The sequence below is a fragment of the Arthrobacter sp. V1I9 genome, from assembly GCF_030817075.1.
GTDB lineage: Bacteria > Actinomycetota > Actinomycetes > Actinomycetales > Micrococcaceae > Arthrobacter.
The window spans coordinates 630,983-650,844 of sequence record NZ_JAUSYU010000001.1 but is presented as its reverse complement, the minus strand read 5'-3'; the positions used below and the strand labels follow the sequence as shown (position 1 = coordinate 650,844).

The following is a 19,862-nucleotide window of genomic DNA, read 5'->3' as shown; positions in this document are numbered from 1 at the left end:
CTACCGCTTTTTGTGGACCTGAAATGCCCTGCATCAGACGCTCTCTCACTTAATGTTCCCCAACCGCCAACGCTCTCTCACTTTCCTGAAGAGAGTGAGAGAGCGTTGGGGGAAAACCCACATCAAGTGAGAGAGCGTCCCGGGGGGTGGGCTACTTTGCTACCAAAGTGAGGACGTCATAGGTGGCCACGATCTCGTCGTTCTGGTTGGTCAGCACGGCGTCCCAGGCCACCTCGCCGTACTCGTCGGTTTCGCGCGGGGTGATCTTCTTGGCGGTCAGGGTCACCCGAATCGAGTCGCCCCCGGCCACCGGAGTGATGAAGCGCAGGTTTTCCAGCCCGGAGTTGGCCAGGACCGGGCCCGGGGCGGGCTCCACAAACAGGCCTGCGGCCCAGCTGAGCAGCAGGTAGCCGTGCGCCACGATGCCCGGGAAGAACGGGTTGGCTTCCGCGGCTTCCTGGTTGGTGTGGGCGTAGAACGTGTCCCCGGTGGAGTTGGCGAACGCGGAAATGTCCTCCAGCGCGACCTGCCGCAGTTCGGAGCGGACTGCGTCGCCAATCCGCAGCGATGCCAGCGATTTCCGAAACGGGTGCGTGCCTTCGGTTTCAACGGTGAAGTTGCGGTCCGCCCCGGCATGCCAGACGCCGGTGACGGCGGTCAGCATGTTGGGCGAGCCCTGGATCGCAGTGCGCTGCATGTGGTGCATCACCGAGCGGATGCCGCCCAGTTCCTCGCCGCCGCCTGCCCGGCCCGGGCCGCCGTGGACCAGGTGCGGCACGGGCGAGCCGTGCCCGGTGGAGCTGCGGGCGTCCTCGCGGTTGAGCATCAGGACGCGGCCGTGGTGCGCGGCAATACCCGTCACCAGTTCCCGCGCGATCGCGGGATCATTAGTACACACCGTGGCAACCAGGGAGCCGCTGCCACGGGCGGCGAGGCGGACGGCGTCGGGAATGTCCTTGTACCCGATGACCGACGAAACGGGGCCGAACGCCTCCAGCGAGTGGACTTCCTCCGCCTCGGGGTCCTGCCATGTGAGCAGAACGGGGGCCATGAAGGCGCCGCCCTCCGCTACCCCGGTGGATCCGTCGGCAGAGGTGACCGACGGCGACTCGAGCGTTCCGTACGCAAGCTCACCGCCGGCGTCGAGCATTGACTGGACGGCAGCACGCACGTCCTCAAGCTGCTCCACCGAGGCGAGCGCACCCATGGTGACGCCCTCTGCCCGCGGATCCCCGAGGACGATCCGTTCGGAGATGCGCTTGCCAATGGCAGCAGAGACCACGGGAACGAGCTCCTGGGGGACGATGGCGCGCCGGATGGCGGTGCACTTCTGCCCTGCTTTGGCCGTCATCTCAGTAACGACGGACTTGACGAAGGCGTCGAATTCCGGCGTGCCCTCCACCCCGTCCGGGCCCAGGATGGCTGCGTTCAGGGAGTCGGTTTCGGAGGTGAAGCGGACGCCGCCCTGCACAACGTTGGGATGCGACTTCAGGGAGAGCGCAGTGGTGGCAGAGCCCGTAAAGGCGACCAGATCGCGGTAGTCGAGCACGTCCAGCAGTCCGCGGACGGAGCCGGAAATCAGTTGCAGGGAGCCCTTGGGCAGGATGTTTGATTCAACAATCGCCTTGACCACGGCGGCCGCCACGTACCCGGTGGGAGTGGCCGGCTTGACGATGGTGGGAACCCCGGCGATGAAGGCCGGGGCGAACTTCTCCAGCATGCCCCAGACCGGGAAGTTGAAGGCGTTAATCTGCACGGCAACGCCCGGAATGCGCGTGTAGATGTGTTCGCCGGCGAAGGAGCCATCCTTGGACAGCACCTCCATGGGCCCGTCCACCACCACCTGCGAGTTGGGCAGTTCGCGCCGGCCCTTGGAGCCGAACGTGAAGAGGACGCCGATGCCGCCGTCGATGTCGATCATGGAGTCCACTTTGGTGGCGCCGGTCTGGGCAGAGAAGGAGTAGAAGTGTTCGCGCCGGGCGTGGAGGTACTGCGCCAACTCCTTGAGCTTGAGGGAGCGCTGGTGGAAGGTCAACTGGCCGAGTTCCGCCTGGCCAGTGGTGCGGCCGTAGTCGACGACGGTGGAAAGATCCAGCCCCTCCGTGCTCACCTTGGCCAGGATCTCCCCGGTGCTCGCGTCACGCACGGGGACAGCGGAACCCGTGGAACCGTCGTCGGGCGTCCACCATGCATCCATGATGAAGCTGGGCACTGTCTCCACGGTGTCGACCGTGGCCTGGGGAGCTGTGGCGGTGGTGGTCATCGTTGACGGGTCCTTCCAACATGGGACATACAAAGGCGGCCAGTGATTACTGACCGTCCGTTCGGTAATATATTCACCATACATGAAAGGCCGCGGTGCAGACTAGAAGGCCGGGCTTGAAATGGCCACCGGAAATGGTCACCCAGAAGGAGAACTTATGAGCGCCCCACTGCCGAAGGATACAGGTGTGGAGAACCACCCTGATGCGCACGAACTGTGGAAGATCACCCTTGGCGAGCTCGACGACAAGATGGGCGTTAAGATCCTCGAGGAGTCGGTGGATCGCGTGGTGGCCACCATGCCAGTGGAGGGGAACAGGCAGTCCTTCGGGTTGCTGCACGGCGGAGCGTCGCTGGCCGTGGGCGAGGCTGTGGGGTCCTGGGCCGCGGTGATCCACGCGAGCACTTTGGGCAAGACGGCGGTGGGTGTGGATGTTTCGGCCACCCACCACCGCTCGGCGCGGGAGGGCCAGGTGACCATCACCGCGACACCTATCCACCTGGGCGGCACCCTCACCACGCACGAGGTTGTCATCACCAACGAAGCGGGCCAGCGGCTCTGCACCATGCGCATCACCAACCTGCTGATGCGGCGCCACAAATAACCCGTTGCCCTCTCAGATAACGCTCTTATCGCCGGCTTATGGCGACGATAACTGATAGCTCATTCGGTGGTGCTGTGCTGCCTCTGGCGGCGGACCAGCATCATCAGCAGCCCTCCGACGGCAATGGCTGCTGCGGCAGCGCCTGCCGCCGGGACGAGTGCGGCGGCTCCGGTGTCTGCCAGGTCAGCGGGAGGCGCGGCGTCCGTAGGGGTTACGACGACGGCGGTATCGCCTGCGGGAGCTGGCGGTGCGGGCGGGGCTGGGTCAGCCGGGGCATGGGCGGGTGCCGGAGCAGCCGGTGCTGACGCCTGAGCAGGGGCTGGAAGGCCTGATTTAACGGGAAAAGGCTCCTCTGAAGCAGTCCCGGTGGGCTCCTCCGGTCCAGCTGGGGCAGCTTGTCTGAGCTCGAAGCTGCTGGCCCCGGAAGTGCTGAATCCGTTCACCGTTTCGGCCGTGAACCGGAGCGTTCCTTCGCCTTCGGGGGCGGGAAAGCTCCAGCTGCCGTCTGCGCTCAGGGGGACTTTGAAAGGTTCGTGCCCCTGGAGCGTGATACGGACTTCCGACCCGGCAGCAACCGCCGATGCCGGTGCGGCCGGAACGTTCCCGCTGATTTCCTGACCCGGCTCGAATGGTGCTCCCGCTGCCGGCGTCGAAACCACAGGCTTATTGAGGAAGAGCTCGAGCTGGTATCCGGGCAACACCTTCATGCTCTCCTGGAGGGTAGCGGCGACCGCGAAATTGATCACGGTGCCATCCTCATCTGGAGTATCCCCGGCGGCGTGGGTTCCCACGGCGTAGTTTCCGCTGACGTAGGGCCCGCCGGAATCGCCACCGCTGGACTGGACACCGTACGAGAGGAACCCGCGGAAGGCTCGCACGTCGTTGGGGTCTGAAGCATAAGCGGGTCCTCCGACCAGGAAAATCCCCACGGCATCGACCGTGCCGCAGGACCAGCCCGAGGTCCTGCCCGAACGGCAGACCTCCGTCCCCACGACAGGTTCGGCCGTTCCGATGATCTTGACGTTGGGTTCCGGCTGCGAAGGGTCGCCCCAGGTGCTGGCTGCCGGGAGCGGGTCCACGCCGGAGCGGAGGGACTCAACCACCGCAATATCGGTTCCTACGTTGCCGGGGTCCGTGACCACCATGTGGTCCCGCTCCACGGCGGTGTTGGGGTCCAGCACCCTCGAATTACCCGGACCGCCAAACTGGCTGAAGCCAAACGTCCCCAGCAGCCCGGCCGGCACGCCCTGGAGCGTCAGGTCAGCCGTTTTGGCTGCACCGTCAGAAGCACAATGGCCCGCCGTGAGGACCGCAGGCAGCCCTGCAGGGTCGAAGGCAGAGAAACCCGTGGAGCAGATCCAGCCGGTGTCGGTGATGTAGCCGACTCCCCCGGGAACGTCCTCTTCGGGCACGAGCGGAGCGCCGCCGTCGAGCTCCACGTTGGCGTAACGGGACACGAACTCGGCCGCCGACTTCTTGCCGGAACCAGCCGGGGCAGTGACGTCCCCTGCGGCAGCGGAATCAGCCGGGCCAGCAGCCGGATCGGCCGACGACTCCGGTGCGTTGAGGGTGCCAGTCCGGATGACGAACTTCCCACCGGAGGACACCACGGCCTGCAGGCCGTTCAAACCCACTTCGCGGACGTAGGCCTGGAACAGCTGCTCCGTGCTGACGGCCAACTCGGTGCCCTGGGGCTCCGCAGCGGCCGCTTCTGAGGGTTCGGCTACGCGCAGTTGAGCGGGGTCCTCCACCGCCAGGTTCGGGATGCTGCCGGCGAGCACGGCCACTTCCGCCAGCAACTCCGCACCGGAACCGGACACAACGATCCGTCCGTCCTGGAGCCGTGTCCCCGAGTAGCCCGGGACGTCCCGCAACGAAGCGGCAGCCTTCGCCGCCTGGTTACCCAGCTCCCCCGCTGCAATGAATTCGGCCGGAGTCATCCCAAGGTCCCGCACCACCGCGTCGTCAAGGGCGGCCGCGGAGAGGCCGGAAACTTTCCCATCCGTGGCCACGCCGGAAGCTTCGGGCACAGGTTCGTCCGCCGCCCAGACCGGACTTGCTGCATAGGCAGAGGACGCCAGTACTCCCGCAGCCGCTCCAGCGGCGAGGAAACGCCGCACCTTGGCCCCCTTCATCGGGACACCCCGGCTCCACAGAGGGCCAGCACTGCGTCCAGCTCACCAGGCGTGACGCCGTTGCGCAGCAGGAAAGCACGCGTATCCAGGCTCCGCACAAAGTCCACCACCGCGACTCCGCGCTGCTTAAGCAGCGGCGCCAGCTCAGTTTCCTCAACATAGCGTTCCCGGGCGTGCGGTGGACCGTGGGTGCGGTAGCGTTCGTTGATGCCGCGGGCTGCGCGCCGATAGCTGTCAGCGATCTCCTGGTCCGAGTCCCCGGCCAGGTCCTGGACCATTGCTGCCACCATTCCGCTGCGGTCGCGGCCGGCGGCGCAGTGCAGCACCACGTCGCCGCGGCTCGCCGCTGCCGCAAGCTGACGAAAGACGCCCGCCAGCTTTTCCGGGAAGAGCCGGGCGTTGTCTGCGTAGTGGGCGGGATCATTGAGGTAGGGCCCGGACAGTTTGACGAAGCGCGGATCGCCCGGCACCTCGGTAGGCGCAGTAACGACTGTGATGCCGGCCAAGGCTGTGTCCGCCACCAGCGGGTCACCGTCCCGGCGCCGCGCCTCGGCAGCGTTACGGAGGTCAATCACGGTGCGGACGCCGTCGTCGTGCGCCTGCCGCCAGCCCGCGTCGGTCAGCCACTCCCGCCGCCCCATCCGGTAAACACCACCGGCCACGTGCCAAGCGTTGACAGCACCATCCCAGTCCATGGACCCGTCCGCTCTGTTCATCCGGACAGCTAACCACACTGGCCACAGGAGCCGCACGTCAATTAGGGGACATTCTGGTGAAATTGGATACCCGGGCACAGTGACGGCCGGGGTACTGCTGGCGTACGGTGACACCTACATGCCTTCTGTCCATCGTACAAAGGAGAGCTTTGATGGGAACTGCAAAAGTACGACGGCGGCACTCGGCCTTCGCGGCCTGCCTCGCCAGCGTTGTTATGGCCGTGGGCTTGGCCATGGTCCCGGCGCAGGCTGCAGAGAAGACCAAGTACATCGCCCTGGGTGACTCCTTCGCCGCCGGGCAGGGGGCGGGCCCGTACCTCGACGGGTGTTACCGGAGCGAAAATGCCTACTCCGAGCTCGCGGATGAAGCCAAAGCCATCAACCTCGTCACGAACGCGGCCTGTAGCGGCAAAACAACCTCGGACGTTGTCAACGACCAGCTCCGCAAGCTGAACAAGAGCACCGAGCTCGTAACCATTACCGCCGGCGGCAACAACATCGGCTTCGGCAACATCATCACTTCCTGCGGCGCAGCGTTGGCGGGTGGCACGCCAGGTACGGGATGTGGAAGTGCGATCACCTTCGCCACATCCCAAATCTCCGGCGGCCAGTTGTACCGTGATGTTGTCGCGATGATCGAGCACGTGCAAGCCGCAGCGCCTAACGCCAGGATCGTCGTGACCGGCTACCCCTACCTCCTGGACCCGATCCCAGCAGGCCAAACCGACCAACGGTCCCTGTTCATCTACCAGGCCACTCAACTGTCCGACGGACTGAACGGAACCATCGCCAAGGCCGCCTACAACACCGGAGCCACATTCATCGATGTGCGGCCCGCTTTCCTCGGCCATGGCGCCATGTCGCGGGACCCTTGGATCAACCTGATCCTTGGCGGCCCGACCGACCCTGTCAGTCCGGATAATTTCCACCCGAACGCAGAAGGCTATGAGGCGTACTTCGCCGCACTAAGGGCTGCCCGCGTCTTCTAGCCCGCCCTACCCCCGCCGGGCCAGCCGGTATTCGAGCCCGGCACGGACCATGGGCCATTCGTGTTCGAGGATGGAGAACACCACGGTGTCGCGCAGGATGCCCTCCCGCGTCCTGGAGTGGTTGCGGAGCACGCCGTCCTGCTTGGCGCCCAGCCGCGCGATGGCCTCGCGCGACTGGTGGTTGAGCCAGTGCGTCCGGAACTCGACGGCCGGGCAGCCCAGAACCTCGAACGCGTGCTGCAGGAGCAGCAGCTTGGAGTCCGGATTCGTACCCGTTCCCTGCACTGAAGCGGCATTCCAGGTGGAGCCGATCTCCACCCGGGGAGTGCCGGCGTCGGCATTCATATAGGTGGTCATCCCGATGATCCTGCCCGGGCCGCCGGTGGCTGGGCCGATCAGCCGGGTGGTGAACGGCAGCATCGAACCCTGCTCCTGCAGGGTGAGCCGTCGCTGGATTTCGGTTTCCATTTCGTCAGGAGCCGGCACGGACGTGTACCAGAGACGCCACAACTCACCGTCGCGCGCAGCGTCGACCAGGCCGTCGTGATGCTCCTGATTCAGCGGCTCCAGGGTTACATACCGGCCGGTCAGGGTAAGGGGTTCAAGGAAGGTCACCGCACCAGCCTAGGTCCAACCATCGGGACCGGTACGCTGGAAAAGCACCAGGACCGCGAGCAAGGGAGTTAACGTGTCAGGAAATAATCCGGATCCGGAGGACGACAAGATCACAGGCCTGGAGCCGGGAGGCGGAGTGCCGCCGGGCGAAACGCCTCCGGGTGAAGCCTCCACAACCGGACCCCAGGGCCATGATGAGCACGGCACCAAGAAGAGCACGCAGTTCTTGGTGATCGCAGCTATCGCGGTGGTGGTCCTGCTGTCCCTCCTGTACTTCGTCGGCTACATTGTGGGCTTCTTCGACTAGCCCGCTGTCCTAGCTGGGCCAGTCAAAAAAGCCCTTCCCGGCCTTGCGTCCCAGTTCACCCCGGGCCACCTTGTCCTTGAGGATCTGCGGCGGAGCGAAACGGTCACCCAGCGTGGAATGCAGGTATTCGGCAATGCCGAGCCGGACATCCAGCCCCACGATGTCGGTGGTTTTCAGCGGCCCGGTGGGGTGCTTGTACCCCAGGACCATGGCGGCGTCGATGTCCTCGGCAGAGGCCACCCCCTCCTCCACCATGCGCATCGCCTCCAGGGCGATGGCAACGCCCAGCCTTGAGGACGCAAAGCCTGGAGCGTCATTGACGACGACGGCGGTCTTGCCGAGTGCCTCCACCCAGCCCTTGGCCGCGGCAGCGAGTTCGGGAGACGTGCGTGTTCCGAGCACCACCTCGATCAGGGTGGAGGCAGGAACCGGGTTGAAGAAATGCAGTCCGAGGAAGTTCCTTGGCCGGTCCAGCTCACTGGCCAGGCCGCTCACGGACAGCGACGAGGTGTTGGATGCCAAGTACGCGTCCCCCGAAAGCTGCTCTTCGATGCCGCGAAGCGCGGTGACCTTCAGGTCCCAGTCCTCCGGCACGGCTTCGACCACCAGCTGCCGGTCCTTGAAGGCGCCATAATCAACGCCCAGGGCCAGCCGGGACACCAGTTCATCCAGGTTGGCGTCGACTGCACCGCGCTCAATGCTCTTGGCGGCGGCGGATTCAACCCGCTCCCGGGCAGCTTCGGCTGACTGCTCGTCGCGCTCGATCACCAGCACGTCCGCGCCCTTGACCAGGAAGGCGTGGGCGATGCCTGCACCCATGCGGCCGCCGCCGAGGACGCCCACGCGGGAAGGGAGGCCGGAAGCAGGTTGCGGTGTATTCATCAGTTCTTCTCTCCGGCCTCGTTGCCGGCCTTCGCACCGGTGTTCTTTTCAGCCTTCTTGGCGGCGTTTTTGTCGAGGAACCTCTGCATCCGATCAAACTTGGCCTCGGATTCGAAGAGGATGCCCTGGGCCAGCTGGTCGATCAGCGGGTGCGCTTCGGCCGGGGCATGGAACACGGACTTGGTGATGCGCACGGCCAGCGGGTCCTGGCGGCCAATCCGGTCCGCCAGGTGATGCGCCGCGTCCAGGAGCTCCGCCGGCGCGTGGACTTCGGTGATGAGGTTCACGGCGAGCGCTTCTTCTGCGCCAAGGACCCGGCCGGCCAGCAGAATCTGCTTCGCCACCGGCTCCCCCACCAGCTCCCTGAGCCGCCAGCTGGCCCCGGCCGCGGCGAGGATCCCGAGGCCGGTTTCCGGGTTGCCGATGCGGACGTTGGGTGTGCCGATGCGGAAGTCGGCCGCGTAGGCGAGCTCGGCCCCGCCACCCAGGCAGTAGCCGTCAAGGGCGGCGATCACCGGCATGGGCAGCCTGGCGATCCGGACGAAGATGCTGGAGTTGATCCCCTGCAGGGCATCGTCCCGGCGCCGCTCGCGCAATTGCCCGATGTCAGCCCCGGAGGCAAACACGCCCTCCACACCCGCGATGACCAGCACCTTCGGGTTCTGCTCGAGGGCGGTGCAGATTCCGTGGAGTTCATCCACCATCTGCTGGTCGATGGCGTTCCGGACCTCAGGACGGTTGAGGAGCACCACCACGCGGTCACTGCGCTCCTCCACCAGCAGCGCATGGAACTTCTCCGCTGCCAGGTCCACGGGGCCCGGCATCAGACTTTCTCCAGCAGCATCGCTGTGCCCTGGCCAACACCAATACACATGGTGGCCAGCCCCACCCGGGCGTCCTCCCGCTCCATCCTTCCCAGCAGGGTGATGGCGATCCGGGCCCCGCTGGAACCCAGCGGGTGCCCCAAAGCGATGGCGCCGCCGTCGTTATTCACAATCTCTGGTTCCAGGCCCAGCCGGCGGATGCAGGCGAGGGACTGCGTGGCGAACGCTTCGTTAAGTTCGACGGCGCCCAGGTCACCTACGCTGAGGCCGCTCCGCTTGAGGACTTTCTGCGTGGCAGGCACCGGGCCGATGCCCATGATTTCGGGCTCGCAGCCGGCCGAGGCGCCGTCGATGATCCGGGCTCGGGGCGTGAGGCCCAGCCTTTCGATGGCAGCTTCCGAGGCGACGATAATGGCCGAAGCGCCGTCGTTCAGTGACGACGAGTTGCCGGCCGTGACTACCGTTCCGCCGTTCGCGACCGGCCTCAGGCCGGCGAGGACGTCCAAGGTGGTGTCCGCCCGGGGACCTTCATCCGTGTCGACAACGTGCTCGGACTTCCTGGTCTTGACGGTGACCCCGACGATCTCGTCCTTGAACCGGCCGGCAGCCGCGGCGTCCAGGGCCCGCTGGTGCGAGCGGACCGCGAAGGCGTCGGCGTCCTCGCGGGAGATGCCGTCCACGCGGGCCACTTCTTCGGCCGTTTCGGGCATGGAGTAGGTCATTTTTCCGTCGCGGGACAGCTCGCCCTTGTGGAACTGGGGGTTGGTGAAGCGCCAGCCGATGGACGTATCGAAAATCTGGCCAGGCTTGGCGAAAGCAGAGGAGGGCTTTTCCTGCACCCAGGGTGCCCGGCTCATGGATTCCACACCGCCGGCAATCACGATGTCCGCCGCGCCCGCTTTGATCATGTGGCTCGCCTGGATGATGGCGCTCAGGCCGGAGGCGCAGAGCCTGTTGACCGTGATGCCGGGGATGTGGAGGGGCAGCCCGGCGAGTATGGTGGCCATCCGTGCGACGTTCCGGTTTTCCTCGCCGGCCCCGTTGGCGTTGCCCAGGATGACCTCGTCGATGCTGTCCGGATCCAGCCCGGCCCGGTTGACGGCCTCCCGGATTACCAGGGCTGCCAGGTCGTCGGGGCGGATGGACGAAAGCGCGCCCCCGTACTTGCCCACGGGCGTTCGGACCCCGCCAACGAGGAAAGCCTGCGGACCTGCGGTTGCAGCCATGGAAACACCCTTCACACGATAAACAGCACTGTCATCGGCGGCCGGCAGCACTCCCACTTACCGACCGTTCGTTCTGTAAATAGTACACGGGCGGTTGTCCTATGGGTACCGGGGCCTAGAGGACCGTAACGCCCAGATGCGCGGCAAGCAGGGGCGCGAGGAGGCCCAGCTGGTACTCATCCACCACCACGCCCGCCATGCTGCCGAGCCCGCTGATGCTGCGGAACTCCGTGCCGCGGATATCGAAGTCCTTGAGTTTCGCCCCGCGGAGGTCGAGGGAACCGACGGTGCAGTTCTTCAACGCCACCCGGGTACCGGCGGCGGAGCCAAGGTCAAGTTCATTGATGATGCAGTCGGTGATGAGCACGTCGGCGAGCCTGGCGCCGCGCAGGTTGAGGAAGTCCAGCTTGCCACCGTCGATGCGGACTGACTGCCAGCCGCCCTCGTACAGTTCAGCGGAGCCAAGCCGCGGATTCCGCAACTCAACGTCCCGCCAGCTGGAGCGGGCCGCCTTGAACACCGGCGCGTACAGCTCGCCCAGGACGCAGTCGCGGAACGAGGAGCCGCGGAGCTGGGTGTCGTTGAAGGAAACCCCTTGGAACTCGCACTCCGCGAAGTCTGTGCCGCTCAATTCGAGACCGTCAGCCTCCGCACCGCTGTACCGGCCGCCGTCGTACCGTTCACCGCGGCGGAAATCCGCCGCCGGCTGGTCCGTCAGGTTCTCCAGCCGGACCGGCATGAGCCGGGGCGCAGAGACTTTGGCGGCACCGGCTTTGGGAGGGACGCCCGGCCATTATGGACGCGACTCTGCCTTGGCAGCGATTTCCGTCAGGTCCTTTGTTAGGGCCTTGCGGGTGGCCGCCATGCCCATCCTGCCGAACAGCAGCATCATGAGGCGGCTCGCGAACGTCGGCTTGATGACCTCGGCCCCAAAGGTGAGCGTGAGGTCAGTGCCGCCGTCGCGAGGGGCCAGTCCAAAGCGCGTGGTGTAGTCCGCGCCGCCCTGGACAGCCTTGACGGTGGTACTGCTGTGCTGCTCCGCTTCGGCCACCCACATCTCCACCGTTTCGGATTTGCCCAGCATCTTCCGGGTCTCCTTCCAGCGCGTCCCCTCCCCGTAGGGGCCATCGGTGAGAAGCTGCACGGAGTCCACTCCGGACAACGTTGCCGCCGAGCCGGGGATGTCCGTGATGACGGACCAGACCCTTTCCGGGGACGCGTTGATGTGCTGGGTGAGGCTGATGCTGTGGTCCATGTTTTGAGCCTAGCTGCGGGCGCGGACAATCAACAGGCGCCCCTCCAGGGGGGAAATACCGGACTTGAATTAGTAAGCAAGCTTCGTGTTAGTGTGAAAAAGCACTGTTTGATCAACGGAAACGAAAGGAGGCCACCACCATGGGCCTCGGAGACAAGATCAGTAACGCAGCAGAAGATTTCGGCGGCAAGGCCAAGGAAGCCACCGGCAACGCCACCGACAATGACCGCCTCAAGGCTGAGGGCCAGACCGACCAGGTCAAGGCCGACGCCAAGAAGGTCGGCGAAAGCGTCAAGGACGAGTTCAAGCGCGACTAGCCTCTTCCTGCGGCAGTCCGGCTGAACCAGGCGGGCTGTGACAGAGCGAAACGGCGGCGGATCTCGAGGGATCCGCCGCCGTTCTGTTTGCCCGCCCAACCATTGGAGCGAGTCACCAGCCGCTGCGGGTGGGGGTATGCCCCTGCCGGGAGTCTTCGGGCATGGTCATCTCGGCCCGCAGCCCCAGGAGCCGGATGGGGCGATCCGGTTCAATCTTGGCCACAAGCTCAAGGGTCCGGTCGAGCACTTCCGCGGGATCCGAGGTCTCGGGGATCTTTCGGGCATACGTCTTGGTGAAAAACGGGGCGTAGCGGACTTTGAGCGTTAGTCCGACCACCGGCCGCCCCTCGGCAGCGACATCCTCCAGGACGCGCGCCGCCAACTCTTTGACGGCGTCGTAAATCTGCGCGGGTTCCGTCAGATCGCGCTGGAAGGTGGTTTCCCGGCTGTGCCCGCGGGCTACCCAGGGCGTGTCATCGACGATCCGCGCGCCGTCGCCCCGCCCTAGCTGGGCATACCAGAGACCCATCTTTGGGCCGAACTCGGGAACCAGGTCATCAGGACTGGACGCTGCCAGCTCGGCAACGGTCCCGACCCCAAGCTTGGCAAGACGGCGCGACACCTTCGTTCCCACGCCCCACAGCTCGATCGTCGGCCGGTTGCCCATCACGTCGAGCCAGTTGTCTTCCGTGAGCCGGAAGACGCCAGCGGGCTTGCCGAAGGTTGTCGCTACCTTGGCGCGGACCAAAGTATCCCCGACCCCGACGCTGCAGTGCAGCCGGGTCTGCTTCAGGACCGCGTGCTGCAGCTGCCGGGCGTAGGCCTCCGGATCCTCCGTCTGCACACCAACAAACGCTTCATCCCACCCGAGCACCTGCACCGTAGCGCCCGGCTGCGAGTGCAGCACCGCCATGACTTCCTCGGACGCAGCGAGGTAGGCGTCCTGGTCGACGGGCAGGATGACGGCGTCGGGCACTTTTCGTGCGGCGATGCGCAGCGGCATTCCCGAGCCGACGCCGTACGCCCTGGCTTCGTAGGACGCCGTGGAAACCACCGCGCGCTCACTCGGATCACCGCGGCCGCCGACGATCACCGCCTTGCCCGCGAGTTCGGGCCGGCGCAGCACCTCGACAGCCGCAATGAACTGGTCCAGGTCCACGTGCAGCACCCATGGTTCGCTCACACGCCCCAGTTTGCCCCGGCCGGCCGCTCCGCACCACCTCCCGAGCCGGGAAACGCCGACGGCGGGAGTCCCCTTCGAGGGGATCCCGCCGTCGTCGTACTGCTCAGGTGCTAGCTGTAGAGCGCGTTCTTGGGCTCGTTGTTCTTGACCTTCTGCCAGCCCAGCCACAGGACCACTGCGAAGAACGGGATGGTGGCCAGGGTCCAAAGGCCCAGGTAGAACACCTCACCGGACTTGCTGGTCATGGTGTCGAAACCGATCAGTACCGTGATGGCGAGCAGGGCGATCAGGCCGGCCCAGCTGGTCCAGGGCGAACCGGGCATCGGCAGGCTGGACGTGACGCCCTTCTTGTGGCGCAGCGCGATCTGGCTGGCGAAGATGGCACCCCAGGTGAAAATCACGCCGATCGAGGCAGTGTTCAGCGCCAGGTCAAACGCGTGCGAGCCACCCAGCCAGATGTTCAGCATGATGCCCACCAGGTAGAACGCCGCGATGGCGAGGATGGCTGCGTACGGGACGTGGCGGCGGGACATCCGGGTCAGCCACTGCGGGGCGTGGCCGTTGTTGGCCATGGTGCGGAACACGCGGCCGATCGAGTACAGGCCCGAGTTGCACGAGGACAGGGCGGCGGTGATCACGATCATGTTCATCACGTCGCCCACCCAGGCGAGGCCCATCTGGCCGAACACGGTGACGAACGGGGACGTGCCCGCCACGTACTGGTCCGACGGCAGGAGCATGGCCAGCAGGGTCACGGAACCAACGTAGAACACCACGATGCGGAGCACGACGGCGCGGATTGCCTTGGGCACTTCGCGTTCCGGGTTCTGCATCTCGCCGGCGGTGATGCCCACCAGTTCGATGCCGTTGTAGGCGAAGATCACGGCGTTGAGGACCAGGACCATGACCAGTGCGCCCTTGGGGAACATTCCGCCTTCGGCTGCAAAGAGGTTGGCCACCGAGGCGTTGCCGTCGCCCACCTGGGCGTTGGTGACCACCATAAAGGTGCCCACCACCAGGAAGATCAGGATGGCACCAACCTTGAGGCAGGAGGCCCAGAACTCGAACTCACCGAACGCCTTGACGCTCAGCAGGTTGACGGCCACCAGGAGGGCCAGTGCGGCGATGGCCGAGGCTTCCACGGGGACGTTGGGGAAGAAGAACTGGAAGTAGAGCCCGATGGCGATCAGTTCGGCGATGCCGGTCATGCCCCAGTTAATGAAATACATCCAGCCGGACAGGAACGCGCCCTTTTTGCCGAACATCTCACCGGCGTAGCTCACGAACGAGCCGGAGGTCTGGCGGTACATGATGAGCTCGCCCAGTGCCCGCATCAGCAGGTAGGCGATGACGCCGGCAATGGCGTAGGAGAAAATCAGGGCCGGGCCGGTGGAGGCGAGGCGGCCGCCGGCACCCATGAACAGGCCGACGCCGATGGCGCCGCCCATCGCGATCATGGTGACGTGGCGCCTGCCCAGGGTCTTGCTGTAACCCTCGGCGCTGAGGGTGGGGTCGACGGCGGTGGATGGTGCCGTGTTGTTCTGCAGATCTGTGGGGGTACTTTGAGGCACAACAATTCCTTGTGGGTTGGGGGTTGGCCGCATCCGGAGCACTGATGATTCCGCTAACAAATTCGGGGTTTTGCCCTATTGGGCAACCGATTGTGACCGGAATCTCTCGTGGCGCCGAAGCTTCGAGCGGCTCGTCTATCTTACAAGACGCAAAGGGGTGCTACGTGACGCGGGCTACACCGGGGTCTGCCGTACCGGGCTCCCGCGCGCAGCGGGCGAGGGTCTCACCCCGTTTCGACGGTTCCCTGCGCGTTCGACGGCGGCGCGCGTCGAGTCGGCAGGGAACCGTCGAAACGGGCACGGGCAGCCGTGGTCACCAGCAGCCCGTGGGCACGTATTAGCCGGACGCGTCAGGCCGGGGCGAGCACGCCTTTGTCCATGGAGTAGCGGAGCCATTGCCCGGTGACGGTATTTCCGCCCAAGTTCCCGCCACCGTTCCCGCCGTTTTCCGCAGCACGGCGGCAACGGGCAAACCATTCGCGGAGGGCCCGGTCGTGGCTGACCATCACCAGGGTTCCGGGGAAGGCCGCGAGCGCCGCCTCAAGCTGCTCCACCAGTATGGGCGCCAGGTGGTTGGTGGGCTCGTCCACAATCAGTGTGCTGTAGCCACCCAGGAGCAGGCGGGCGAGCGCAAGCCTGCGTTGCTGCCCGGCGGACAGGCTACCGACGGGCACGTGGAATTCACTGGTGCGGAACAGTCCCAGCCGCAGCAGGGCTGCGGCATGCTCGTCAATGTTCCCGCCGAGTCCGTCCGCAAACGCCGGCAGCAGCCGCAGCGAAGGCCTTTGTGGCAGCTCCAGTTCCTGCTGCAGGTAGCCCACCCGTTCTGGCCTGGTAACCCGTCCCTCGGTGGGTAGCAGCGTCCCCGCCAGCACGGACAGCAGCGTGGACTTGCCGGCGCCGTTCGGCCCGGTAATCAGGACCTTTTGGCCGACGCCGGCCTGGAAGTCAGTGGGTGCAAGCCGGCCTATAACACTCACGCCGTGGACGGCCAGCGGCACAGCCGGATCTCCGCCGGCATCGGTAGCCGCATCCGCCGAAGGCAAGGACTCGGGCGCGGCAAGCCGCAAAGGCACCGGCGGCTGTTGCACCGGGCTGGCTTCAAGTCGCCGCAGCCGTTCCTGGGCGTTCCGGACCTGGCTGCTGGCGGCTTTCTGCCAAGTGCCGGCCTTGAAGTCGAAGCCCATCTTGTCGCCGTCGCGCTTGCGGCCGTACCCCATGGTCCCGGCGACCGTCTCCGCCTGCCGCTTTTCGGCCTCCATGGCGTTCAGCCAGCCGTGGTACTGCTGAACCCAGCGCTGGCGTTCGGCTGCCTTCTCGCGAAGGTAGCCGTCGTATCCGTTGCCGTAGCGGTTGACCGCTCGGCGCTCGGCATCCACCTCGATAATGGTGGCCGCCACCTTGCGGAGCAGCATGCGGTCGTGGGAGACCACCACTAGAGTGCCGCGGTGGGCCGCCAGCCGGTCTTCCAGCCACGCTGTTCCGCGGGCATCCAGGTGGTTGGTGGGTTCGTCGAGGAGGAGGATGTCCGCCGGGTCCGCCAGGACGCAGGCCAGCGCCACGCGCTCCTGCTCCCCGCCGGAAAGCGAAGCCAGGGCACGGCTCCGGTCCAGGCCGCCCAGGCCCAACCGGTCCAGCGCAGCCTCCACCCGCGATTCGGCGGCGTAGCCTTCGCGCAGCTGATACTCCGTTTGAAGCCTGCCGTAGGCTTCCAAATCGCTGTCCTCCGCGTCTGCCAGGCCGGTTTCGAGCCGGTCCAGCTCCGCCTCGAGGGCACGGAGCGACGCGAGTGATGCGTCAATCGCCCCGCCAACGGTGAAGGACTCGGGCAGGCCATGGGTCTGGGCGAGATAGCCAACACGGCCGCCGGTGGTGGCAGACCCTTCATGAGGCCGTTCAAAGCCGGCCAGGATGCGCAGCAACGTGGATTTGCCGGCACCGTTTTCACCGACCACCGCTAGGTGTTCGCCGGCAGGGATGCTCAGGTTGATGCCGTCGAGCAGCAGGCGGTCGCCGTACCTGTGGGAGACGTCCGAAAGGTTGATATGTTCAGTCAAGGGAAGTCCTCGCATAAGTTCCGCAGTGTGGCCACCGGAGCTGAACCGTTTTGTTCGGTGCTCGACGGCCGGCCCTGACGTTGGGGACCAGCCCGACTCTGCCGGGCTGGTGGGCTAGGACTTCATCGCTCCAGCCTGCCCGCCGGAAGTCATGGCGTCAAGCGGCGGCGACGGCAACGGCCTTCCGGCGGCGGGCCTTCGCCAGCCGGGTGCCGATCAGTCCCTGCCGCGGGCTGAACAGATAGACGACGGCGAACACCACCCCCTGCGTGAGGACCACCATGGCGCCGGAGGCCGTGTCGAGGTAGTAGCTGAAGTAGATGCCCGCGAGCGAACAGACGGCGGAGATCATGGGAGCGATGACCAGCATGCGCGCGAAGCGGTCGGTCAGCAGGTACGCCGTGGCTCCGGGGATGATCAGCATGGCCACCACCAGGACCACACCCACGGTCTGCAGGGCCACCACGGAGGTCAGCGCAAGCAGGCCCAGGAGCAGGGCGCCGAGGCGTTGGGGTGAGAGCCCGATGGCGTGCGCATGGGTGGGATCGAAGGCGTAGAGGGTGAGGTCGCGCCGTTTGAGGATGAGGATGGCAAATGCCACCACCCCCAGCACCAGGACCTGGACCAGGTCCGGAACGCTGACGCCGAGCAGGTTGCCGAAAATGATGTGGTTGAGGTCTGTCTGGCTGGGTGTCACCGAGATCAGCACCAGGCCCAGGGCAAACAGCGAGGAAAACACGATGCCGATCGCGGCGTCCTCCTTCACGCGGCTGGTGTTGCGGACCACCCCGATCAGCGTCACGGCGATGAGCGCGAACACCAGCGCCCCCAGCGCGAACGGGGCCCCAACGATGTAGGCCAGCACCACTCCGGGCAGCACGGCGTGGGACACCGCATCGCCCATCAGGGACCAGCCGATGAGCACCAGCCAGCAGCTCAGTACGGCACAGACCACCGCGGCCAGGGCGGTGGTCACCAGTGCGCGGACCATAAAGTCATAGGCCAGCGGTTCGAGGAGGATCTCCATCATTGGTTCACCCGCTTGCCGTCCAACAAGCCGCTGCCGACATCGGGTCCGCCGCGGCCGGCCGAAGTATCGCCTTCCGGCAGGTCCCGTTCCAGCACATCCAGGCCGAACGCCATCGCCAGGTTTTCGGGCTGCAGCACCACGTCCGGCGGCCCGTGCATCAGTACTTTATGCATCAGCAGGACGGCTTCGTCGCACAACTGCGGCAGGGCGTGCAGATCGTGCGTGGATACCAGGATGGTGCAGCCGTCCGAGGCGAGTTCCCGCAGGAGCCGGGTGATGGTTGCCTCCGACCGCTTGTCCACACCGGCGAAGGGTTCGTCCAGGAGCATGGTGGTGGCACCCTGGGCGATGCCGCGGGCCACAAAGGCACGCTTCTTCTGGCCGCCGGAAAGTTGCCCGATCTGGCGGCCGGCGTACGGTCCCAGTTCCACCCGGTCCAGTGCTTCGTCGACGGCGGCGCGGTCCGCTTTGGACGCACGGCGGGTAAACCCCTGGTGGCCGTAGCGGCCCATCATCACCACATCCCGCACGGAGAGCGGAAATTGCCAGTCGACGTCCTCGCTTTGCGGCACGTAACCGATGCCGCCCTGCTTGCGCGCCCTCGATGGCGACTGCCCGTTGATCCGTACCGTGCCGGCGTCGGGCTTGATCATCCCCATGATCACTTTGAACAGCGTGGACTTACCGGAGCCGTTCATGCCCACCAGGCCGCAGATCCGGGCGGGCTCAAGGGTGAGGGTGGCCGCATCCAGTGCCCGCACTTCGCCGTAATGGACGGTGACGTTGTCTACGAGGATTGCCGGGGTGGTCATGATCCTGCTCCGGCCGTTGCCCCGGCGAGCGCCTTAGTGATGACGTCAGCGTCGTGCCGGATGAGGTCCAGGTAGGTGGGTACGGGCCCGTCGGTTTCGGAAAGCGAGTCTACGTAAAGGGTGCCGCCGAACTTTGCCCCGGTAGCACCCACCACCTGCTGCATGGGGGCGTCGGAAACCGTGGATTCGCAGAAGACGGCCGGGACCTTGTTGGCTCTGACGTACTCAATGGCCCGGGTGATCTGTTGCGGGGTTGCCTGCTGCTCGGCGTTGACGGCCCAGATGTAGACCTCCGTCAGTCCAGCATCGCGGGCCAGGTAGGAGAACGCGCCTTCGCAGGTGACCAGGGCCCGCTGGGTTTCGGGAACTGCGGCCAGGCTAGACTTCATCTGGTCCTGCACGGCCTGGAGTTCGGCTTTGTAGGCGTCCCCGTTGGCCCTGAAGGCCGCGGCATTGCCCGGGTCCAGTTCGCTGAACGCCTTCACCATGTTGTCCACATAGATCTGCACATTGATTGGCGACATCCACGCGTGCGGGTTGGGCTTGCCCTGGTATGAGTCCTCGCTGATCGACATCACCTGCACCCCGTCACTCACCACCGCGTGCGGCACGTCCAGGCCTTCGACGAACTGCCCGAACCAGGCTTCCAGGTTGAGCCCGTTGTCCAGGATGAGGTCCGCCTTGGAGGCCTTCCGGATGTCGCCGGGTGTGGGTTCGTAGCCATGGATTTCGGCGCCAGCCTTGGTGATGGACTCAACAGTGAGCTTATCCCCTGCGACATTCCGTGCGACGTCGGCCAGCACCGTGAAGGTGGTCAGCACCACGGGCCTGCTGTCGCTTCCGTTTCCGGCGGCGTCCCCTCCGCAGGCAGTCAGCAGCAGGGAAAGTACGACGGCGGCTGCCGCGGCGGCACGGAAGCGCACCTGGCGGAGTGAGCTTCTTCGGGCGGCTACTTTGGCGCACCGAAACGAAAGTTTAGGCATACCGAATATTCTAGGGGACGCACAATTCCCCCGGCAACGTCACAGACTCTTATTCTCTCCCCCGTTGCCCTATCAGATTTGGTGCCTACAACG

The 19,862-nt window shown here is 65.8% G+C and carries 19 protein-coding genes; 4 read left to right on the top strand and 15 right to left on the bottom strand.

The window, feature by feature from the left end:
- Positions 1–151 precede the first annotated feature (151 nt).
- Positions 152–2,263, bottom strand: coding sequence for a phenylacetic acid degradation bifunctional protein PaaZ (gene paaZ, locus QFZ70_RS03060; protein ID WP_307094041.1), 2,112 nt, complete (start codon positions 2,261–2,263; stop codon positions 152–154).
- Positions 2,264–2,420: 157 nt separating this feature from the next.
- Between paaZ and QFZ70_RS03055 the strand changes: the two genes are divergently transcribed.
- Positions 2,421–2,867: a PaaI family thioesterase gene (locus tag QFZ70_RS03055; protein ID WP_307094040.1), complete on the top strand. Its 447-nt coding sequence runs from the start codon at positions 2,421–2,423 to the stop codon at positions 2,865–2,867.
- Positions 2,868–2,926: 59 nt separating this feature from the next.
- Here the strand turns inward: QFZ70_RS03055 and QFZ70_RS03050 are convergent, their stop codons facing one another.
- Both QFZ70_RS03050 and QFZ70_RS03045 read right to left on the bottom strand, forming a co-directional pair.
- Positions 2,927–5,002 carry a S1 family peptidase gene (locus QFZ70_RS03050; protein ID WP_307094039.1) on the bottom strand — a complete coding sequence of 692 codons (2,076 nt, stop codon included), beginning with the start codon at positions 5,000–5,002 and terminating at the stop codon, positions 2,927–2,929.
- Complete coding sequence (locus tag QFZ70_RS03045; protein WP_307094038.1) at positions 4,999–5,718, bottom strand: tyrosine-protein phosphatase; 720 nt, start codon at positions 5,716–5,718, stop codon at positions 4,999–5,001. The genes QFZ70_RS03050 and QFZ70_RS03045 overlap by 4 nt, the downstream gene beginning before the upstream one ends.
- Before the next feature lie 152 nt (positions 5,719–5,870).
- Between QFZ70_RS03045 and QFZ70_RS03040 the strand changes: the two genes are divergently transcribed.
- Positions 5,871–6,707, top strand: a complete 837-nt coding sequence (locus QFZ70_RS03040; RefSeq protein ID WP_307094037.1) for an SGNH/GDSL hydrolase family protein — start codon at positions 5,871–5,873, stop codon at positions 6,705–6,707.
- Between the two features lie 6 nt (positions 6,708–6,713).
- Here the strand turns inward: QFZ70_RS03040 and QFZ70_RS03035 are convergent, their stop codons facing one another.
- Positions 6,714–7,322 carry a GNAT family N-acetyltransferase gene (locus tag QFZ70_RS03035; RefSeq protein ID WP_307094036.1) on the bottom strand — a complete coding sequence of 203 codons (609 nt, stop codon included), beginning with the start codon at positions 7,320–7,322 and terminating at the stop codon, positions 6,714–6,716.
- Between the two features lie 73 nt (positions 7,323–7,395).
- Here QFZ70_RS03035 and QFZ70_RS03030 point away from each other — a divergent pair, with 73 nt between their 5' ends.
- The gene (locus QFZ70_RS03030) at positions 7,396–7,629 is read left to right on the top strand and encodes a DUF6480 family protein (RefSeq protein WP_307094035.1); all 234 of its coding nucleotides are present in this window, start codon (positions 7,396–7,398) and stop codon (positions 7,627–7,629) included.
- A gap of 9 nt (positions 7,630–7,638) precedes the next feature.
- Here the strand turns inward: QFZ70_RS03030 and QFZ70_RS03025 are convergent, their stop codons facing one another.
- The 5 genes from QFZ70_RS03025 to QFZ70_RS03005 form a co-directional block, all read right to left on the bottom strand.
- Positions 7,639–8,511, bottom strand: coding sequence for a 3-hydroxyacyl-CoA dehydrogenase family protein (locus tag QFZ70_RS03025; protein WP_307094034.1), 873 nt, complete (start codon positions 8,509–8,511; stop codon positions 7,639–7,641).
- Positions 8,511–9,335: an enoyl-CoA hydratase/isomerase family protein gene (locus tag QFZ70_RS03020; protein WP_307094033.1), complete on the bottom strand. Its 825-nt coding sequence runs from the start codon at positions 9,333–9,335 to the stop codon at positions 8,511–8,513. Before QFZ70_RS03020 ends, QFZ70_RS03025 begins: the two co-directional genes overlap by 1 nt.
- Complete coding sequence (locus QFZ70_RS03015) at positions 9,335–10,561, bottom strand: thiolase family protein (RefSeq protein ID WP_307094032.1); 1,227 nt, start codon at positions 10,559–10,561, stop codon at positions 9,335–9,337. The genes QFZ70_RS03020 and QFZ70_RS03015 overlap by 1 nt, the downstream gene beginning before the upstream one ends.
- Before the next feature lie 115 nt (positions 10,562–10,676).
- The gene (locus tag QFZ70_RS03010) at positions 10,677–11,300 is read right to left on the bottom strand and encodes a pentapeptide repeat-containing protein (protein ID WP_307094031.1); all 624 of its coding nucleotides are present in this window, start codon (positions 11,298–11,300) and stop codon (positions 10,677–10,679) included.
- 54 nt (positions 11,301–11,354) lie between these two features.
- Positions 11,355–11,816, bottom strand: a complete 462-nt coding sequence (locus QFZ70_RS03005) for an SRPBCC family protein (protein WP_307094030.1) — start codon at positions 11,814–11,816, stop codon at positions 11,355–11,357.
- Positions 11,817–11,956: 140 nt separating this feature from the next.
- On the opposite strand from QFZ70_RS03005, the gene QFZ70_RS03000 reads away from it, so the two are divergent.
- Entirely contained in the window at positions 11,957–12,133 is a 177-nt protein-coding gene (locus QFZ70_RS03000; protein ID WP_104044994.1) for a CsbD family protein, read from the top strand.
- Positions 12,134–12,245: 112 nt separating this feature from the next.
- Here the strand turns inward: QFZ70_RS03000 and QFZ70_RS02995 are convergent, their stop codons facing one another.
- The 6 genes from QFZ70_RS02995 to QFZ70_RS02970 form a co-directional block, all read right to left on the bottom strand.
- Positions 12,246–13,301: a DNA polymerase IV gene (locus QFZ70_RS02995; RefSeq protein ID WP_307097782.1), complete on the bottom strand. Its 1,056-nt coding sequence runs from the start codon at positions 13,299–13,301 to the stop codon at positions 12,246–12,248.
- A 125-nt stretch (positions 13,302–13,426) separates the two neighbouring features.
- Complete coding sequence (locus tag QFZ70_RS02990) at positions 13,427–14,887, bottom strand: amino acid permease (RefSeq protein ID WP_307094029.1); 1,461 nt, start codon at positions 14,885–14,887, stop codon at positions 13,427–13,429.
- A 350-nt stretch (positions 14,888–15,237) separates the two neighbouring features.
- On the bottom strand, positions 15,238–16,944 hold the full coding sequence (locus tag QFZ70_RS02985; RefSeq protein ID WP_307094028.1) for an ABC-F family ATP-binding cassette domain-containing protein: 1,707 nt from the start codon (positions 16,942–16,944) through the stop codon (positions 15,238–15,240).
- Between the two features lie 157 nt (positions 16,945–17,101).
- Positions 17,102–17,971: a metal ABC transporter permease gene (locus tag QFZ70_RS02980; protein ID WP_307097781.1), complete on the bottom strand. Its 870-nt coding sequence runs from the start codon at positions 17,969–17,971 to the stop codon at positions 17,102–17,104.
- Positions 17,971–18,786, bottom strand: coding sequence for a metal ABC transporter ATP-binding protein (locus QFZ70_RS02975; protein WP_307094027.1), 816 nt, complete (start codon positions 18,784–18,786; stop codon positions 17,971–17,973). The genes QFZ70_RS02980 and QFZ70_RS02975 overlap by 1 nt, the downstream gene beginning before the upstream one ends.
- Positions 18,783–19,769 carry a metal ABC transporter substrate-binding protein gene (locus QFZ70_RS02970; RefSeq protein ID WP_307094026.1) on the bottom strand — a complete coding sequence of 329 codons (987 nt, stop codon included), beginning with the start codon at positions 19,767–19,769 and terminating at the stop codon, positions 18,783–18,785. Before QFZ70_RS02970 ends, QFZ70_RS02975 begins: the two co-directional genes overlap by 4 nt.
- Between the last annotated feature and the right edge of the window lie 93 nt (positions 19,770–19,862).

What these genes read in the sequence shown, in the direction of transcription:
- QFZ70_RS03000 (WP_104044994.1), top strand. Translation starts at nt 11,957, where the DNA reads ATGGGCCTCGGAGACAAGATCAGTAACGCAGCAGAAGATTTCGGCGGC.
- QFZ70_RS02970 (WP_307094026.1), bottom strand. Translation starts at nt 19,769, where the DNA reads ATGCCTAAACTTTCGTTTCGGTGCGCCAAAGTAGCCGCCCGAAGAAGC.
- QFZ70_RS03015 (WP_307094032.1), bottom strand. Translation starts at nt 10,561, where the DNA reads ATGGCTGCAACCGCAGGTCCGCAGGCTTTCCTCGTTGGCGGGGTCCGA.
- QFZ70_RS03005 (WP_307094030.1), bottom strand. Translation starts at nt 11,816, where the DNA reads ATGGACCACAGCATCAGCCTCACCCAGCACATCAACGCGTCCCCGGAA.
- QFZ70_RS03040 (WP_307094037.1), top strand. Translation starts at nt 5,871, where the DNA reads ATGGGAACTGCAAAAGTACGACGGCGGCACTCGGCCTTCGCGGCCTGC.
- QFZ70_RS03010 (WP_307094031.1), bottom strand. Translation starts at nt 11,300, where the DNA reads ATGCCGGTCCGGCTGGAGAACCTGACGGACCAGCCGGCGGCGGATTTC.
- paaZ (WP_307094041.1), bottom strand. Translation starts at nt 2,263, where the DNA reads ATGACCACCACCGCCACAGCTCCCCAGGCCACGGTCGACACCGTGGAG.
- QFZ70_RS03020 (WP_307094033.1), bottom strand. Translation starts at nt 9,335, where the DNA reads ATGCCGGGCCCCGTGGACCTGGCAGCGGAGAAGTTCCATGCGCTGCTG.
- QFZ70_RS02975 (WP_307094027.1), bottom strand. Translation starts at nt 18,786, where the DNA reads ATGACCACCCCGGCAATCCTCGTAGACAACGTCACCGTCCATTACGGC.
- QFZ70_RS02980 (WP_307097781.1), bottom strand. Translation starts at nt 17,971, where the DNA reads ATGGAGATCCTCCTCGAACCGCTGGCCTATGACTTTATGGTCCGCGCA.
- QFZ70_RS03050 (WP_307094039.1), bottom strand. Translation starts at nt 5,002, where the DNA reads ATGAAGGGGGCCAAGGTGCGGCGTTTCCTCGCCGCTGGAGCGGCTGCG.
- QFZ70_RS03055 (WP_307094040.1), top strand. Translation starts at nt 2,421, where the DNA reads ATGAGCGCCCCACTGCCGAAGGATACAGGTGTGGAGAACCACCCTGAT.
- QFZ70_RS03045 (WP_307094038.1), bottom strand. Translation starts at nt 5,718, where the DNA reads ATGAACAGAGCGGACGGGTCCATGGACTGGGATGGTGCTGTCAACGCT.
- QFZ70_RS03025 (WP_307094034.1), bottom strand. Translation starts at nt 8,511, where the DNA reads ATGAATACACCGCAACCTGCTTCCGGCCTCCCTTCCCGCGTGGGCGTC.